Source organism: bacterium endosymbiont of Bathymodiolus sp. 5 South, from assembly GCF_900128535.1.
In the GTDB taxonomy this organism is placed as follows: Bacteria; Pseudomonadota; Gammaproteobacteria; order PS1; family Pseudothioglobaceae; genus Thiodubiliella.
Genome location: NZ_FQTR01000028.1, coordinates 1 through 18,096, shown reverse-complemented (window position 1 = coordinate 18,096; position 18,096 = coordinate 1). Strand labels below are relative to the sequence as shown.

Genomic DNA, 18,096 nt, shown 5'->3' with positions numbered 1-18,096 from the left:
CTTGTCAGGCTTGGAATGAAATACTAAGTGAGGATGGTTTTATTAAAAATTTGTGTAGTAGGGAGTGGAGTTTTTTGGTTTAGTTGTTTTTTGAATTTGGTATTATGCAAAAGTCTCTATTGACTTTTTGTTGCACATTAAGTGGGTTGTCTCTCATGCCTTTTTCGTGAACTTAGAGGTTGCATTTAATCCCACTTAGGTAATCTTTCAATCTCTTGTGAGCGATAAGCACTATCGGCGTAAGCGCTACATCGTCTCTACCCACCAAATCCTTAAGTAATTGTGAATCGTGTTTATTAGCAGAGCTAATGTAATCAATTTACTGATTGACATGGTTTTTATAACCAGAATGAGTTTCTTGGTAGCCCAGCGAGCATCTAGGTTTTTTGGTAAGTTGAGTATTTTAGAGGTTTTTTAACTTTTTATTGCCATATAGCAAACAACCCAAGTAAAAACTTGGATTATTTGCTAAAAAAAATTAAAGACTGATGTCAATCTATATTTAATCGGTTACTGTTGGTAATGCCCCCAGTCTGAGTCACCCCACGCCGTGATTGAACCATCGGCTTGAAAGAGTGGCAAAGGCTTGATTATTAGGATAATTTAACGCATTATAAAATCCATCAAAATCATTTTTAACACTAATGATCCGCCCCATAAATACGATACTCCCCTTTTTTTAGAGTTTTGTATTTTTGCAAATAATCTTTTAATATAGTTGCTCGAGCAGGTAAGAATTGCTCAGTCAATGCTGGAGACAGAGTGCCTCGCTCATCAACATGAACAAAATCTCCACTCATTGGCCAGTTAACATTCGGGGCAATTTCTGCATTGTTGCTATTTTGATGGCAACCGCCACAACTCATTGCTTCAGCACGGTTTCTAATCATTTGTACACTGTAATCTGACAAATTTAACGCTGTTAGTTTTGCCTTGATGATTGCGCTTAAGTCTTTGTTTCTACCGTTAGCGGTATTATTACTTTCACTTGAATCTGATTGGAGTTCATTGTAACTGTCATCATTATCCAAACTAAAGCCATTAATAATGTCGCTAGAACTAGGATTCTTTGCACGCCTTTCAGGCGCTAACAAGTTATCAACATAACCAGCAAAATCAAGATTAAAGCGAGCCCTTAAAGCCTTTAACGAATCTGACTCTATTACATGCTTCTTGGTAGGAATCTTCGGACGGGGACCAACCCCCCAGTGAGGGTCAATGCCAGTTTTCGAATATGGATCTGAATCACCCTCTGGCGCTAAACTATCCCCCTCATTGGCAAAGAGCCTAGCTATTGGGTTAGATTTAACGGTATCAGCGACAAAAACAACCTCTCCTTGGCTGTTGATGTCGGTTTTAAATTCTCTAAGTTGCCATGGACTCTGAACGAATGAGTTAGAGCGCACTTGACCTGTGCCATGGGTATAGTGGGCAAAGTTAATGACTGCGGGCAATTTAACACCATTGTGCTCTAAACCTCTGTAGAAGAACTTTTCTAGTTGTACTAGAGCATCCGCTTTACTCATCTGTCCTATTTTTTGCCAAAAATCTGCTACTGCAAAACACCCTTTTTTGCCTTTACTAGGCTCTGGGTTAGGGTATTGAGCCTCAAAGATTAGAAATAATCTAGTGCCATAGTTTTTATGGTAAGCAACTCGGTATTCGCCACAATGCTCACCATTGCTGGCACTCAGATCAAAACGGTTGAATATTGCAGTTGGAGACATGTCTGAAAGATAGACCCTTTCTTCTCTTTCTTCTCTTCTTTGTCTTTTTTGTAAAACGGCTTTTGAATTAATGTTATGTTTTGAGATCTTAGCTTCTGAACTGATGTTAAATGTATCTAGTAAACTATTTAGGAGTTGAGTATTAGAATTATTCGTTGTAGCGCCGCTACTATCAAGAATGCTAGTCAGTGTCTTAGCAAGTGAGAATTTTTCATCAAAATCATCGTTATCCACACCAAGGGCACCTCGGTTAAATACTAAAGCATGACCAGAAACATCAATTGAGGAATCAGCACTTAAATCAATAATTATTGAATCTTTGTTTAGTAAGAAATCACTCATTAGGCTATGCCCATTGCGTCCGCCTGCAATGGTTGTGTTGGTTAAGGCAATGAGAGTTATGCTTAATAGAGGAATGCGAATAAAGTTTGTGTTAAAAGATGTTAGGTTCATTTTGAATGCTCACTTTATAATTTAGTAACCCAAATTGTATTACTAATTTTAAGACTTGTCAAGTATTTTTTAGGTTTATTGTATACAAGTGCTATTTTATGTGTTTCATCAATTGTTCTGGGGTTTTGGAGGGCGCCCTATAGGAAAAAACCACTAATGGCGACATGGGTAAGATAAAAAACCTTATTGTCATAATTCTGTCATATTGACTTATTAAACTTCACCCATTAATTTGATAAAAACGGCAACAATAATCTTATCGTTGAAAATTTAGGGTAAATCCTAATGCATTGTCAAAGGTGAAATTAACTAACTGTATATGTATGATAAGTTTTGTATTTAAGGAATTAACATGACCTTTGGAGTCATATTTACTGCACTCATGGCGTTGTTGCTTCTAGGGTATTACATTGGAAAGAAGCGCTCAATCAGATTGTCTGATAAGAGTAATCAGCGTTTGCATTCATTGCCACAACACTATGGCTATTTGATTGCATTTTGGAGTAGTGCCCCTGCATTATTAATTTTATTATTTTGGTCTGTTTTAGAGTCATCTGTTATTAACTCTGCGATTATTGCCCAATTACCAGTACAGTTTCAGCAGTCATCAGCAGACGAAGTTGAGTTGTTTATTAATGAGATTATTAATTTATCTCATTCAGGTGTGACTATAAGTGATGAGGTTAAGCGCCATGCAGTCTTTTATTATAACGAGTTAATTGAGTTTAGCAATTGGGTTAAATCGCTCATCGTTTTTGTTTTGGCGTTTATGGGTATGTTTATTGCATTAGCTTTCGTCAAACCAGAAATGAAAGCGCGCAATTTGGTTGAGAGGTTAATACGCTGGTCTATGATTGGTTGTGCTTTAATTGCAGTTTTGACCACAGTTGGTATTATATTTTCAGTGATATTTGAATCTATTATTTTCTTTAAAACTGTTAATGTATTTGATTTTTTATTTGGTGCTCATTGGAGCCCCCAAGAGGCTATTCGTGAAGACCAAGTCGGCGGTTCTGGTAGTTTTGGTGCCTTGCCTTTATTTGTTGGAACTTTATTAATTTCGTTTGTTGCCCTAATGATTGCTGTTCCTTTAGGACTTATGTCGGCTATATACCTATCAGAATATTCGTCGCCTAGATTTAGGTTATTTGCCAAGCCAGTTTTAGAAATGCTAGCTGGCATTCCAACAGTTGTTTATGGTTTTTTCGCTGCGATAACAGTCGCCCCTTTTATTCGTGATTTGGGTGAGTCGCTTGGTTTAAGTTTGTCATCTGAAAGTGCATTGGCAGCGGGCATTGTAATGGGTGTAATGATTATTCCATTTGTATCTTCACTGTCAGACGATGTTATCTCTGCTGTGCCACAAGCACTGCGTGATGGCTCATATGCAATGGGTGCTACTAAATCTGAAACCATCAAGCAAGTGATTATTCCTGCAGCGCTTCCTGGTATTGTTAGTGGCGTGTTGTTAGCTGCTTCTCGTGCAATTGGTGAGACGATGATTGTGGTCATGGCAGCAGGTTTGTCAGCAAATTTAACATTCAATCCTTTAGAAGCAGTGACGACAGTTACAGTGCAAATGGTAGCCTTATTAACAGGTGACCAAGAGTTTGACAGTACAAAAACGCTCGCAGCATTTGCGTTGGGATTAGGGCTATTCTTAACCACATTGGTGCTTAATATTATCTCATTATATGTAGTGCGTAAATATCAAGAACAATATGATTAGTAATACAAAAAAAATAAAAAATAAATTAGCCAAACGCTATGCAAAGGAAAAGCGTTTTCAAATTTATGGGTTAAGCGCTATTGCTGTTAGTATTGCATTTTTGTTGTCATTATTGATAAATATCTCAACAACAGGGTTTCCGGCTTTTCAACAAACTTATATTAATATTGATGTCAATATAGATAGTAAATTGTTAAACTTAGTTGATAAATATAACGAGAAAGCGTTATTTAGTGCTAATTATAGAAAGGTTGTTAACCAGTCACTAAAAACACTATTTCCCGGTGTTAAGGGTAGGAAACAAAAAAAAGCGCTTAGACAATTAGTTAGCAAAAGTGCAAGATACCAACTTAGGGATCTTGTTATTAATAATCCCGATATTATCAATACTAAACAATCTTTATGGTTTCTAGCTAGGGATGATGTTGATGTATTTATGAAAGGTGGCATTGACAGGTCTTTGCCAGAATCAGACCGCAGACTTAAAAATTTCCAACTGGTTTGGATTGATAAGTTACTGGCTGAAAATCGCCTTGAAAAACGATTTAATATCAACTTTTTTACCCAAGGAGATTCTAGAGAGCCTGAACAAGCGGGCATCAAAGGTGCAATGATTGGTTCGTTGTTGACAATGTTGGTAACCATGCTTTTGTCTTTCCCCATTGGTGTTGCAGCGGCCATATATCTTGAAGAATTTGCACCAAAAAATAATAGATGGGTGGATATTATTGAAATTAATATTAATAATTTAGCCGCTGTGCCTTCCATTGTTTTTGGGTTGTTAGGATTGGCAGTGTTTATTGGGGTTTTTGGGGTTCCGAGGTCAATTCCATTGATTGGAGGCTTGGTATTAACATTAATGACGCTCCCTACTATCATTATTTCTTCTAGGGCGTCATTAAGGGCTGTCTCCCCGTCTATCCGTGAGGCGGCGTTAGGTTTGGGTGCATCACGCGTACAAACCACCTTTCACCATGTTGTTCCAGCTGCTATGCCTGGCATACTAACAGGCACTATTATTGGCATGGCACAAGCATTGGGCGAAACTGCGCCCTTGTTGATGATTGGCATGGTTGCCTTTATTGCAGATGTACCCCAAGGTATTACAGATCCATCTACGGTGCTTCCAGTACAAATATACTTATGGTCTGATTCACCAGAACGCGCATTTACAGAGAGAACTTCAGCGGCCATCATGGTATTGTTAGGGTTTTTAATCGTCATGAATTTGTTAGCTGTAATAATGCGTAGAAAATTTGAAAAGAAACGGTAGAATAAAATTATGATAAACATAGAAAAGCGTGAAGAATTTGATATAAAAATTGACAAAACTGTTGGCAAGCCTTTTATTAAGGATGCAAAGTTTTCTACTCGTAATGTTGATGTTTTTTATGGTGAAAAACAAGCCATATTTGATGCAAATATAGATATTGGGAAAAATCAAATTATTGCGATGATTGGTCCGTCTGGGTGTGGAAAATCTACTTTTTTACGATGTCTTAATCGGATGAACGACACCATTCAAGACTGCCATATAAGTGGCGATATTAAATTAGATGATGAAGATATTTATCAGAAACAACAAGACCCTGTTTTACTACGCGCACGGGTCGGAATGGTTTTTCAAAAGCCAAACCCCTTCCCAAAATCTATTTATGATAATGTTGCCTATGGCGCAAAGCTACATGGATTAGCAAGTAGTAAGATTGAGCTTGACGAGTTGGTAGAAAAAAGTTTAATTCGAGCGGGTCTGTTTAAAGAGGTTAAAGACTCATTACACAAGTCCGGCACTGGGCTTTCTGGTGGTCAACAGCAACGATTATGTATTGCCAGAACAATTGCCATTGACCCTGAGGTTATTTTGATGGATGAGCCAACTTCTGCGCTTGACCCAATTGCGACTGCCGTTATTGAAGAGTTAATGATTGATTTAAGTAAGAAATACACCATTGCAATAGTCACGCATTCTATGCAACAGGCGGCTAGGGTATCACAAAGAACTGCTTACTTTCACTTGGGTTATTTGGTTGAAGTGAATGATACCAATACTGTATTTACTAACCCAGAACATCAATTAACTGAAAACTATATTACCGGTAGGTTTGGATAATAATTAGGAGGCTATTCATGGAAACACAACAACATATTTCACGACAGTATAATCAAGAGTTAGAGAGTGTCAAAAGTAAAGCTCTAAAGATGGGCGGGTTGGTTGAAGAGCAAGTAGAAAAGTCCATTAGTGCACTTATTGAACAAAATAGTGAGCTGGCAAAAGAGGTTGCGGAATCAGATTATAAAATTAATAAAATTGAAGTTGAGATTGACGAAAGTTGCGCCCAACTTATTGCTAAAAGGCAGCCCGCTGCAGGAGACCTTAGACTTATTATTGCAATTATTAAGGTCATCACAGACCTTGAGCGTATTGGTGATGAGGCAGAAAAAATTGGTCGTTACACCCAAAAACTAACTTCTATGAAAGAGGGTGTCAATATGTACGCAGAACTTTCTAGATTGGGGGACAAGGTAATTACTATTTTACGAGATGCACTGGATGCATTTGCCCGTATGGATGTAGAGCAGGCGACTAGAATAGCTAAAACGGATAGACAAATTGATGAGGAGTTTGACCGAGTTTCTAGGATATTGGTCACACATATGATGGAAAACCCTCGTAATATTAAAACTATGTTGCATGTTATTTGGTGTGCCAGAGCTTTAGAGCGAATCGGTGACCATTCTCAGAATGTTTGTGAGTATGTGGTTTACTTAGTTAAAGGTCAGGATGTTCGCCATATTGAATTAAAGTAGGGAAATTGTATGAACAATGATATGTTTACAATCTTAATTGTTGAAGATGATAAGGCGATAATAGAAATGCTTAGCGTATCTCTTCAAGCTAAACAGTACAACATACTTAAGGCCAGCACAGGCGCTCAAGCAATAAGTTTATTGGGTGATAATGATGTAGATTTAGTGTTGCTTGATTGGATGTTGCCAGATGTTGACGGCACTCAGCTGATTGGCAAAATCAGGAAGTTTGAGGGTTTTCAGTATTTACCAATTATGATGTTAACAGCAAAATCTAGTGAAGAAGACAAAGTGAAGGGGTTTGATATGGGCGCTGATGACTATATGACCAAACCAGTATTGTTAAAAGAGTTAGATGCGCGTATTCGTTCTTTATTACGCAGGTCACAAGGGCTTACTGCCAGTGATGAGTTAATTATTGACAACATTATTATTAACCCAGTACAACAATTATTAACCATCGGTGGTGAAGCTATTACTATTGGCTCCACTGAGTTTCGATTGTTACACTTTTTGATGAAACATAAAAACAGGGTGTTTAATCGCTCTCAGTTATTGGATGAGGTTTGGGGAAGGTTTGTTGCTATAGATGAACGCACTGTTGATGTCCATATTTTAAGACTGAGAAAAATATTAAAACCTTGCGAGGTAGATAAGTACATCCAAACTGTGCGCAATATGGGCTATCGATTTAGCGCTAATACAACATCATGAAGCCCTCTATTTTGTCTATTGAGAAGTGGCGCATAGTGAGTGTTATATTTGTAATACTGGTTGGTGGCTTGTTAACAGATGCTTGGCTAATAAGTATAGCATTCAGTTTGTTTGGCTATATTGTTTGGATGTATTACAAGACTTATCAGTTCTACACTTGGGTAATTAACGGAACTGGTCAAAATAATGTGCCAGATAGTGATGGAATATGGGACAAGATTAACTATCAAGTGCTACAAGACAAAAATAAAAGTAGCAGTAGAAAAAAGCGCATGAATGCTTTGTTAAAACGCTCACAAAGTATTTTAAAAGGGTTTCCTTATGCTGCTATTGTTCTTAATCAAAATAACGAAGTTGATTGGAGCAATAGCAAATCTGTTTTGTTAAATATTGTCAAAAATGATAGAGGGCAGTGTATCAACAATTTAATTCGCTCTCCTAAGTTGTATAAATTATTGAACGCTAATGAAGACGGCAGTGAGATTGAAATAGAGTCCCCTAAAGATTCGTCTATACAATTATTATTAAAAATTATTACAATTGGCGCTAATTCAAAGTTGTTAATCGCACGCGATATAACGCAAAGAAACAAAACATTAGAAATGCGTAAAAGTTTCATTTCAAACGCATCTCATGAATTACGCACACCACTAACGGTAATCTCAGGTTATCTGGAAATGATCAAAGAAGATAAAAATTTACCAAAATCATTATCTACCCCGATTGATACTGCATACGAACAAACCAAACGAATGCAAAATATCATTGAAGATTTGTTAACACTTTCACGCTTAGAAAGCACCGATGATATTCAAGATATCAGCACCAGCATAAATATGGAAAAGGTTATTAATCATGTGTGTCAAGATTTAAATCAAGTAGTGACGGTAGAGATTAATACCGATGAGGTGATAGTTGGTGTTGAAACAGAAGTTATTAGTTTATGTGCTAACCTAATACAAAATGCAATATTTTATACCCCAAAGGGGACAAAAATCATCGTCAGGTGGTATGCGAATGGTGGTAACAAGTTATGTCTTGATATCCAAGATTTTGGCAAAGGAATTCCAAATAAGCATTTAGCGCATTTAACACAAAGATTTTATCGGGCTGATAAGGGTAGGTCTAAAGAACAAGGCGGTACAGGTTTGGGGTTGGCTATTGTTAGTCACATTGCTCAGAGACATAATGCAGTATTAACTATTGATAGTAAAGTAGGTAGTGGCTCGACATTTAAAGTTTGTTTCCTAGTCAACAATTGATGAAACTCTCACCAAATATTTAATAGTAGGCAAACCCGTTAAATGTTTACAGATTGGTTGAGCTTTTGATATAACTGTTGAGTTTGCTTTTTTAAATCAGCAAGTGTGTCATTGTTTTCAATAATATCACAGGGTAATTCTGCAGAAATTTTTAACCTATTTTCGTGACTGGTTTGTATAGAAATCATCTTTTTTGCTTGTTTTTCGTCAATACTTGCACGATTTTTCAGTCTTTTTAGTTGTTTTTTCTCATTGCAGGTCAAAATAATGGCTCTATCGAACAGATAGGCTAATTTTCTCTCCATCAGTAGGGGGATTTCTACAATATTTAAGATTTTTTTTGAATTTTTTTGCCATTCTTGCATTATTTTCAATATTTTTGGATGCAAAATAACTTCAATGTGATTTTTATTGCTTTCATTTTCCAATAAGAGGGTTCGTAACACTTGTCGATTAAGGCTATCATCTTGATTAAGGATCCTTTTGCCAAAGGTGCCTACCAACTCTCTAAGACCATCTGAGCCAGGCGTAGTTACTTGTTTGGAAATATCATCAAGCCGAATAACATCAGCACCCAACTTCGCAAAAATCTGAGCCATCTGTGATTTTCCGCAAGCTATGCCACCTGTTAGTGCAATTTTAAGTGTTGTCATAGGCGTTGATTTTAGCATCACAAACCTTCACCTGTAATTATCTATTGACTTTTATGGCAAAAGTCCCGATAATATTGCTCTTCATGGTTATGTAGCTCAGCTGGTTAGAGCACAGCATTCATAATGCTGGGGTCGGTGGTTCAAGTCCACCTATAACCACCATATTTGAGGGTTTATACAATCGCAATAAAAAGCGCAATGTATTTTAAATAAGATTGTATAATTTTCAAAATCATTACGCCGAAGTAGCACAGTTGGTAGTGCAACTGATTTGTAATCAGTAGGTCGCCAGTTCGAGTCCGGCCTTCGGCACCATTTTATAAAAAAAGTTATCTTGCGATGACTTTTTTTTCGCCCATAAAAAAATGGTTTATTCTTTATTTGTTGATATTATAGGTGTTTGCGAGTGGTGTTGATAAATTTAGAGTTTTGCGTATAATCATTGAGTTTTTCATCAGGGAAATTTAATATGTCATCACGCAGAAATTTAGCAAATGCGATTCGTGCTTTAAGTATGGATGCAGTTCAGAAAGCCAATTCAGGTCATCCGGGTGCCCCAATGGGCATGGCAGATATTGCCGAAGTGCTTTGGAACGACCATATGAAGTATAATCCAACTAATGCTAACTGGGCAGATAGAGATAGATTTGTTTTGTCTAATGGTCATGGTTCAATGTTGATTTATTCATTGCTACATTTAACAGGCTTTGATTTGTCAATTGATGACATTAAGGATTTTCGCCAATTGCATGCAAAGACTGCGGGACATCCTGAGTACGGCTATATAGAGGGTATTGAAACAACAACAGGTCCATTAGGTCAAGGTATCACTAATGCTGTGGGTATGGCGATTGCAGAACGCACTTTGGCAGCACAATTCAACAAGCCAGATCATGAAATTGTGAACCATAACACTTATGTCTTTATGGGCGATGGTTGTTTAATGGAAGGTTTGTCACACGAGTCTTGCGCAATGGCAGGCACTTTAGGTCTGGGCAAGTTGATGGCTTTTTGGGATGATAATGACATTTCGATTGATGGTCATATTGGCGATTGGATGGAGAAAGGCGTTCCGGGTCGTTTCAAGTCTTACGATTGGCATGTGGTTGCTGTTGATGGTCATGATGCAGACGCAATTAACAAAGCGATTGAAGAGGCGAAAGCAGTTACCGACAAACCAAGTTTGATTTGTTGTAAAACAACCATTGGCTTTGGCTCGCCAAATCTTGCTGGCACCCATGATTGTCATGGCGCCCCTTTGGGTGACGAGGAAATTGCAGCAACACGCAAGCAACTGGGCTGGGACCACGCAGCATTTGAAATTCCTGCTGATGTTTACGAAGGCTGGAACCACAAAACACAAGGTGCGACAGACGAAAGCACTTGGAATGATAAATTTTCTACTTATAAGGCAGAATTTCCAGCAGAAGCAGCCGAGTTTGAGCGGCGTATGGCGGGTGATCTGCCAGCAAATTTTGCAGTTGAGATGGATAAGTTCATTGCTAAGACTCAAGAGGAAATGCCAAATATTGCATCACGCAAAGCAAGTCAAAACGCGATTGAAGCAATGGGTCCATTATTACCAGAAATGTTTGGCGGTAGTGCGGATTTAACGGGTTCTAATCTTACTAACTGGTCAGGCACCGTTAAAGTCAACAAAGAAAACGCTAAGGGTAACTATATTTCATGGGGTGTGCGTGAATTTGGTATGGCACATATGATGAATGGTATGGTCTTGCATGGTGGTTTCAAAGTTTATGGCGCAACCTTCTTTATGTTTATGGAATTCATGCGTAACGCATTGCGTATGTCGGCACTCATGAAAATTGGTACGATTTATGTTTATACACATGATTCTATCGGTTTGGGCGAAGATGGTCCAACACATCAGCCTGTTGAACAATTGGCAACCATGAGAATGATTCCAAATTTTCAAACTTGGAGAGGTTGTGATGCAGTTGAGTCAGCAGTTTCTTGGAAGATGGCTATGCTTCGATGCGATGCACCGACTGCATTGGTGTTCTCAAGACAAAATTTGACGCCCATGAAAAGAACGGCTGAACAAGTGGCAAGTATTGAAAAAGGTGGTTATGTATTGCAAGATTATGAAGGCACGCCAGACATCATTTTAATTGCAACCGGCTCTGAAGTTGGTTTAGCAGTGGAAAGTGCTGCGGCAATGAGTGATAAAAAAGTTCGTGTGGTTTCAATGCCTTCAACAGATGCATTTGACACACAAGATAAAGCATATCAAGATTCTGTATTAACGCCAGGCGTGAAGCGTGTTGCGATTGAAGCAGGTGTTGGTGATGCTTGGTACAAGTATGTTGGTCTAGAAGGCGATGTGGTTTGTATGACGAGCTTCGGTGAGAGTGCACCGGCAGATCAGTTGTTTAAAGAATTTGGTTTCACAGTCGATAATGTGGTTAAAACTGTCAATGAAGTTTTAGCATAATTTTTAAAAAAATATAAACAAAGGAGTAGGAAAATGGGAATTAAAGTAGGTATTAATGGTTTTGGTCGTATCGGTCGTATGGTGTTTCGTGCAATTAAAAAGGACTTTCCAGAGTTAGAAGTAGTCGGTATTAACGACTTATTAGAAAATGATTATTTAGCATATATGCTTAAGTATGACACAGCACAAGGTCGTTTTGATGGCGATATTGCTGTTGAAGGCGACAATTTTATCATTGATGGTAAGAAGATTCGTCTTAGCGCTGAGCGTAATCCAGCCGATCTTAAGTGGGGCGATATTGATGTAGATGTTGCCATTGACTGTACGGGTTTCTTTTTAACTGAAGAATCTTGTCAAGCGCATATTGATGCTGGCGCTAAAAAAGTGGTGCAATCAGCACCTGCGAAAGACAGCACACCAATGTTTGTATACGGTGTTAACCACGATTCTTACGAGGGTCAAGCGATTGTTTCTGCGGCGTCTTGTACCACTAACTGTTTAGCGCCAATCGCTAAAATCATTGATGACAACTGGGGACTTAAGCGTGGCTTAATGACAACGGTTCACGCCTCTACTGCAACACAAAAAACAGTTGATGGTCCTTCAATGAAAGATTGGAGAGGTGGTCGCGCTGTATTTGAGAACATTATTCCTTCCTCAACAGGTGCTGCTAAGGCAGTCGGTGTTGTATTGCCACAGCTTAACGGCAAACTAACAGGTATGGCTTTTCGTATTCCATCGGTAGATGTTTCAGTTGTTGACTTGACTTGTGAATTAGACAAGCCTGCCAGCTACGAAGAAATTTGTGCAACTATCAAAGCAACTGCAGAGGGTGCAATGAAGGGTACATTACAGTACACAGAAGATATGGTGGTATCGTCTGACTTCCGTGGCGTGAGTGCTTCTTCAATTTTTGATGCGAATGCAGGTATCGCACTTGATGACACATTTGTCAAGTTGGTTTCTTGGTATGATAATGAGTATGGTTATACTTGTAATATGCTAAGATTAGTACAACATGTTGCATAGGCTTTATAAAAAAATACTTGTTTTAGTTTTTAGTGTTACCTTAGTAACGCTATATGGTTGTTCATCTACCCCTGTTGCCAAGGAAGCAGTTACAGGAGAGCCGCTTAGAGAGCAGTTATTTCACATAATAAGCAAACACAAGGTTTTGAAGTATAGGGAATTATGGAAGGCATTTAAACAAACCGATGCCTTGCCAAATCAACCTGATAAAGTGTTTGATATTTATTCATATAATGGTGATAATACAGCGTATATTTACAAGTTTTTTACTGATCAATGTGGTCATTATAAGAAAGAAGGGGATTGTTATAACAGAGAGCATTCTTTTCCAAAAACTTGGTGGGGTGGTAGTTTAAATGTGCCAATGGCAACCGATTTGTATCATATATATCCTACAGATGGATATGTGAACAATATGCGTGCTGCTTATCCGTATGCAGGTGTTGTGAATAGTAAAAAAACTAAATTTTCTACGAATAAATCTAAAATGGGCCGAGCACAAAACAAAAAGTTAACAGGAAAGTTTTTTGAGCCAATTGATGAGTTTAAGGGGGACCTTGCTAGAGGGTACTTTTATTTACTAACGGCTTATTATGACAAGGTCCAAGATTGGCACTCTCCTATATTAACAGGCAATAACTTTACCCCATGGGCACAAAAGATATTACTGAAGTGGCACAAGCAAGATCCAGTGAGTGATAAAGAGAGGAGGCGCAATAAACAGATTATGAAAATACAAGGAAATTATAATCCTTTTATTGTAAGCCCTAAATTAGTTGGAAAAATATGGAAGGATAATTGATGATTATAAATTTAGAAGAGTTAGAATTGGGCGGTAAAAAAGTACTGATTCGTCAAGATTTAAATGTACCCATTAAAGCGGGCGTGGTAACAAGCGATAAACGCATTAAGGCATCGTTACCAACCATTGAAATGGCAATGAAGCAAGGCGCTAAAGTCATGTTAATGTCACACCGTGGTCGCCCTACAGAGGGCGAGGCGAGCGATGAGTTTACCTTGCAACCTGTTGCTGATCGCCTGAGTGAGTTATTAGGTGTCACAGTGCGTTTAGAAAAAAACTGGCTAGATGGTGTTGAGATGAGTGATGGCGAAGTGGTGCTTTGCGAGAATGTGCGTTTTAATAAAGGTGAAATGTCAAACGATGATGCCTTGTCTAAGCGAATGGCAGCGATGTGTGACATCTTTGCGATGGATGCATTTGGTACAGCACACCGTGCACAGGCTTCAACACATGGTGTTGCTAAGTATGCGCCGATTGCTTGTTCTGGTCCGTTGTTATCGGGTGAGCTTGAAGCATTAGGTAAAGCATTAGACAACCCTAAGCGCCCAATGGTGGCAATTGTTGGTGGTTCTAAAGTATCAACCAAGTTAACAGTATTGGAGTCTTTATCCAAGATTGTTGACCAATTAGTGGTTGGTGGCGGTATTGCTAATACTTTCATTGCAGCACAAGGTCATAATGTTGGTAAGTCACTGTGTGAAGACGACTTGATTCCAACGGCTAAAAAACTGATGCAAGACTGTGAAATCCCAGTGCCAAATGATGTGGTTTGCGGTAAGGAGTTTTCAGAGTCTGCAGTCGCTGAAACCAAGGCATCATCAGAAGTGGTAGATGACGATATGATTTTTGATATTGGTCCTGATTCTGCACAAGAACTGGCTGAGATTATGAAAAATGCAGGTACTATCGTATGGAATGGTCCAGTTGGTGTGTTTGAATTTGACCAGTTTGAAGGCGGCACTAAGACAGTTGCGATGGCAATCGCTAATTCTGATGCATTCTCAATTGCAGGTGGTGGTGATACTTTAGCAGCGGTTGATAAGTACAATATTGAAGACAAAGTAAGCTACATTTCTACTGGTGGCGGTGCGTTCTTAGAATTCTTAGAAGGTAAGAAGTTACCAGCTGTAGAGATTCTAGAACTTCGAGCTGCGGAGTAATTCTTGCTTAGAAGAACCAAAATATTAGCCACACTCGGCCCAGCAACGGATAAGCCTGGTGTTTTAGAAAGTATTCTAAAAGCAGGCGTGAATGTTGTGCGTATTAACTTTTCTCACGGTAGTGTAGAAGAACACCTAGGTAGAGTGAAAGCCGTACGCAATTGGGCACATGATAATAATACCTATGTGGGTATTTTGATGGATTTACAAGGTCCAAAGATTCGTGTTGCTGGCTTTAAAGATGAAAAAAAGATTGAGTTAAATATCGGTGATAAGTTTGCACTTGACGCAGATATGGGCGAGACTTCTGGCAATCAAGATGGTGTGGGTATTGCTTACAAAACCTTGCCACAAGAAGTTAAAGTGGGCAATATTTTAATACTTGATGATGGCAAGATTGTTCTAGAAATTATCAGCATTGAAGGCAATAAAATTAATACTGTGGTAACGCAGGGTGGCATTTTATCTGATAAGAAAGGTATCAATCTTCGTGGCGGCGGTTTATCGGCTGATGCACTCACTAAAAAGGATAAGAAAGACATACTAACTGCTGCCAAAGCAAAAGCAGATTATGTGGCTTTATCGTTCCCAGTGAGTGGCGATGATGTGCGTCTTACTAAGAAGTTATTGAAAGCGGCAGGCTCTGATGCAGGCGTGATTTCAAAAATTGAGCGTGCCGAGTCTTTGGTAGACGAAGTTATCAATGATATTATTCAAGAATCAGCAGGCATTATGGTGGCGCGTGGTGATTTGGGTGTTGAAATTGGTGACCCACAATTGCCAGCACAGCAAAAGAGATTGATTAAATTAGCCAGGTCAAATGACCGTATTGTGATTACTGCAACACAGATGTTAGAGTCAATGATTAGCAACCCAATTCCAACGCGTGCAGAAGTGTTCGATGTGGCAAATGCGGTATTAGACGGTACCGATGCAGTGATGCTATCCGCCGAAACCGCAGCAGGTGATTATCCAGAGAATGCAGTGAAGACCATGCACGATGTTTGCATAGAAACTGAGAAAAGCCCCATTGCAAAAGTTTCACACCATCGCCTACACGAGTGTTTCAGTGATATTGATGAAACCATTGCTATGAGTTCTATGTATGCTGCCAACCATTTAGGCGTTAAAGTGGTTGTTGCCCTTACTGAAAGTGGAAAAACACCCTTGTGGATGTCGCGTATGAGTTCCAATATTTCAATTTATGCCATGAGTGACAGTGTTGCCACTTTGCGTAAAACGACACTCTATCGGGGTGTTTATCCTTGTGGTATCGACAAAATGAATGATACAGAATGGGAAGAGGTTAATGGGAAAGTGGTGAGTATATTGGAAGATAAGAAAATTGTTGAGGAAGGCGATTTGATTATATTAACCAAAGGAATGCATGTAAATCAATCGGGCGGCACCAATCTAATGAAGATTTTGCGTGTTGGTGATGACGATTTATAAGGGTAAAGTAGTATAAAAAGTGTGTTATTGTTGCTAAGTAAACAAGTAACATTAAATATTTGATTTAAGTAAAAAAATAAGGAGAAAGAAATATGTTAATTTCATTAAGAGAATTATTAGACCACGCGGCAGAAAACAATTATGGTATGCCGGCATTCAATGTTAACAATATGGAGCAGGTGCATGCGATTATGCAGGCTGCAGACAAAACCAATAGCCCCGTTATTATGCAGGGCTCTGCAGGTGCACGCTCTTATGCGGGTGAGCCGTTCTTGCGTCATCTTATCATTGCAGCGACTGAAATGTATCCGCATATTCCGGTGGTAATGCATCAGGATCACGGTTCTGAGCCAGCTATTTGCTTGCGTTCAATTCAATCGGGTTTTTCATCGGTGATGATGGACGGCTCTTTAGAAGCTGATATGAAAACGCCAGCCAGCTTTGAGTACAATGTTGATGTTACTGCTGAAGTGGTAAAAATGGCACATGCAGGCGGCGTCTCTGTGGAAGGTGAGTTAGGTTGTCTAGGTTCACTTGAAACTGGCATGATGGGCGAAGAAGATGGTCATGGCGCGGAAGGTAAACTAGATTTAGATATGTTGCTTACTTCAGTTGAAGAAGCGGCTGATTTTGTTAAAGCCACGAATGTTGATGCGCTTGCTATTGCTATCGGCACTTCACACGGTGCATATAAATTTACCGCAGAACCAACAGGTGATGTATTGCGTATTGACCGTATTAAAGAAATCCACGCACGCATCCCCGACACACATTTAGTTATGCACGGTTCGTCTTCAGTGCCACAAGATTGGTTAGAAATCATCAACAATCATGGCGGCGATATGGGTCAAACTTATGGCGTACCAGTGAATGAAATCGTTGAAGGCATTAAGCACGGTGTGCGTAAAGTTAATATTGATACTGATTTGCGTATGGCGTCAACGGGCGCAGTGCGCAAGCATTTGATTGAAAATACGGCTAACTTCGACCCACGCAAATTCTTAAAAGAAGCCACCAATGCGATGAGTGATATTTGTGCTGCTCGTTTTGAGGCTTTTGGCTCAGCTGGCAATGCTGATAAAATCAAAGTCTCTTCATTAGATACGATGAGTCAAAGATATTTGTCTGGTGAATTAGATGCACAGATTAAGTAAACGACACTATTTCAATTGGTTATTGTATTAAAAGTGGAATATTTTGAATTTATTAATAAATAGGTAAATATTATGAGCAAAGATTTTGATTATGAGGAGTTTGTAATAGAGTGTTATAACGACAAGAAAGATCAAGAAATTCATAACGCCAGCGAAGAAAATGCTTTGTTGCTTTTTAATAAACTTTTTGAAAAAGCGATTAGAGATAAGGAGGATGTAAAAATTATCTCTAATCAATTATTGAAGCGTTTTTACAATCAATTAACCGATAAACTTCAACAAGTGCTTAAGAATGGCAACACAGTAAGTGTTATTGTTGAAAAGGAAATTGATGATAAAGAACATAATACTTTCTACCAACAGTCTAAAGGTAATTTAAAGATTGCTTCAAATTTTGATGAATTGCCTAATTTTATTGTTGTGGGTAACAATGCTTTCCGTTACGAAACTGATAAAAATAGCACCAAGGCTATTGCTAATTTTAACCACGAGAGTATGGGTGCGTTTATATCTAATTTATTCGATAAGATAAATAACGATATTTTGCCAGCATAATAATGCAGGAGATTTTATCTCAGTTAAGTATACTGGTTGTGTTAACAGGTGTTTCTGTTGCAGTTATTCAATATCTTTTTACTAATCATCATGCACATTTAAAAGATTTTATTGCTTCTTTGGTAAAAATTGATTTTGATAAG

Annotated in this window: 15 protein-coding genes and 2 tRNA genes; 15 read left to right on the top strand and 2 right to left on the bottom strand. The window is 38.6% G+C overall.

What is annotated here, in order from left to right; translation table 11 throughout:
- Positions 1-641 precede the first annotated feature (641 nt).
- Positions 642-2,180 (bottom strand): hypothetical protein, encoded by a 1,539-nt coding sequence (locus tag BBROOKSOX_RS04475; protein WP_139660052.1) that lies wholly within the window; start codon positions 2,178-2,180, stop codon positions 642-644.
- 352 nt (positions 2,181-2,532) lie between these two features.
- Here BBROOKSOX_RS04475 and pstC point away from each other — a divergent pair, with 352 nt between their 5' ends.
- Genes pstC through BBROOKSOX_RS04445 form a run of 6 tightly spaced genes read left to right on the top strand, consistent with a single transcriptional unit; the run spans position 2,533 to position 8,693 of the window.
- Positions 2,533-3,909 carry a phosphate ABC transporter permease subunit PstC gene (pstC, locus tag BBROOKSOX_RS04470; protein ID WP_139660051.1) on the top strand — a complete coding sequence of 459 codons (1,377 nt, stop codon included), beginning with the start codon at positions 2,533-2,535 and terminating at the stop codon, positions 3,907-3,909.
- Positions 3,902-5,182 carry a phosphate ABC transporter permease PstA gene (gene pstA, locus BBROOKSOX_RS04465; protein WP_139660050.1) on the top strand — a complete coding sequence of 427 codons (1,281 nt, stop codon included), beginning with the start codon at positions 3,902-3,904 and terminating at the stop codon, positions 5,180-5,182. The genes pstC and pstA overlap by 8 nt, the downstream gene beginning before the upstream one ends.
- A 9-nt stretch (positions 5,183-5,191) precedes the next feature.
- Positions 5,192-6,019, top strand: coding sequence for a phosphate ABC transporter ATP-binding protein PstB (gene pstB / locus BBROOKSOX_RS04460; RefSeq protein ID WP_139660049.1), 828 nt, complete (start codon positions 5,192-5,194; stop codon positions 6,017-6,019).
- A gap of 17 nt (positions 6,020-6,036) precedes the next feature.
- A complete protein-coding gene (phoU, locus tag BBROOKSOX_RS04455) occupies positions 6,037-6,717 on the top strand; it encodes a phosphate signaling complex protein PhoU (RefSeq protein ID WP_139660048.1) in 681 nt (226 codons plus the stop codon).
- A 9-nt stretch (positions 6,718-6,726) separates the two neighbouring features.
- Entirely contained in the window at positions 6,727-7,431 is a 705-nt protein-coding gene (locus tag BBROOKSOX_RS04450) for a response regulator (RefSeq protein ID WP_257607764.1), read from the top strand.
- Positions 7,432-7,466: 35 nt separating this feature from the next.
- Positions 7,467-8,693: a phosphate regulon sensor histidine kinase PhoR gene (locus BBROOKSOX_RS04445; protein ID WP_218973701.1), complete on the top strand. Its 1,227-nt coding sequence runs from the start codon at positions 7,467-7,469 to the stop codon at positions 8,691-8,693.
- 38 nt (positions 8,694-8,731) lie between these two features.
- On the opposite strand, the gene coaE is transcribed toward BBROOKSOX_RS04445, so the two are convergent.
- Entirely contained in the window at positions 8,732-9,364 is a 633-nt protein-coding gene (coaE, locus tag BBROOKSOX_RS04440) for a dephospho-CoA kinase (RefSeq protein ID WP_257607765.1), read from the bottom strand.
- A 67-nt stretch (positions 9,365-9,431) separates the two neighbouring features.
- Between coaE and BBROOKSOX_RS04435 the strand changes: the two genes are divergently transcribed.
- The 9 genes from BBROOKSOX_RS04435 to BBROOKSOX_RS04395 all read left to right on the top strand — a co-directional run bounded on the left by BBROOKSOX_RS04435 (position 9,432) and on the right by BBROOKSOX_RS04395 (position 17,953).
- Positions 9,432-9,508: transfer RNA gene (locus BBROOKSOX_RS04435), tRNA-Met, on the top strand.
- A 77-nt stretch (positions 9,509-9,585) separates the two neighbouring features.
- Positions 9,586-9,661 (top strand) — tRNA-Thr (locus BBROOKSOX_RS04430).
- A gap of 154 nt (positions 9,662-9,815) precedes the next feature.
- Positions 9,816-11,801 carry a transketolase gene (tkt, locus tag BBROOKSOX_RS04425; RefSeq protein ID WP_139660045.1) on the top strand — a complete coding sequence of 662 codons (1,986 nt, stop codon included), beginning with the start codon at positions 9,816-9,818 and terminating at the stop codon, positions 11,799-11,801.
- A 33-nt stretch (positions 11,802-11,834) separates the two neighbouring features.
- Entirely contained in the window at positions 11,835-12,830 is a 996-nt protein-coding gene (gap, locus tag BBROOKSOX_RS04420; protein ID WP_139660044.1) for a type I glyceraldehyde-3-phosphate dehydrogenase, read from the top strand.
- Complete coding sequence (locus BBROOKSOX_RS04415) at positions 12,820-13,632, top strand: HNH endonuclease signature motif containing protein (RefSeq protein ID WP_139660043.1); 813 nt, start codon at positions 12,820-12,822, stop codon at positions 13,630-13,632. Before gap ends, BBROOKSOX_RS04415 begins: the two co-directional genes overlap by 11 nt.
- Positions 13,632-14,792 carry a phosphoglycerate kinase gene (locus BBROOKSOX_RS04410; RefSeq protein ID WP_373896611.1) on the top strand — a complete coding sequence of 387 codons (1,161 nt, stop codon included), beginning with the start codon at positions 13,632-13,634 and terminating at the stop codon, positions 14,790-14,792. Before BBROOKSOX_RS04415 ends, BBROOKSOX_RS04410 begins: the two co-directional genes overlap by 1 nt.
- Before the next feature lie 3 nt (positions 14,793-14,795).
- A complete protein-coding gene (pyk, locus tag BBROOKSOX_RS04405) occupies positions 14,796-16,244 on the top strand; it encodes a pyruvate kinase (RefSeq protein ID WP_139660041.1) in 1,449 nt (482 codons plus the stop codon).
- Between the two features lie 92 nt (positions 16,245-16,336).
- Positions 16,337-17,398, top strand: coding sequence for a class II fructose-bisphosphate aldolase (gene fba / locus BBROOKSOX_RS04400; protein ID WP_139660040.1), 1,062 nt, complete (start codon positions 16,337-16,339; stop codon positions 17,396-17,398).
- A gap of 72 nt (positions 17,399-17,470) precedes the next feature.
- Positions 17,471-17,953, top strand: coding sequence for a hypothetical protein (locus BBROOKSOX_RS04395; RefSeq protein WP_139660039.1), 483 nt, complete (start codon positions 17,471-17,473; stop codon positions 17,951-17,953).
- The last annotated feature ends 143 nt before the right edge of the window (positions 17,954-18,096 follow it).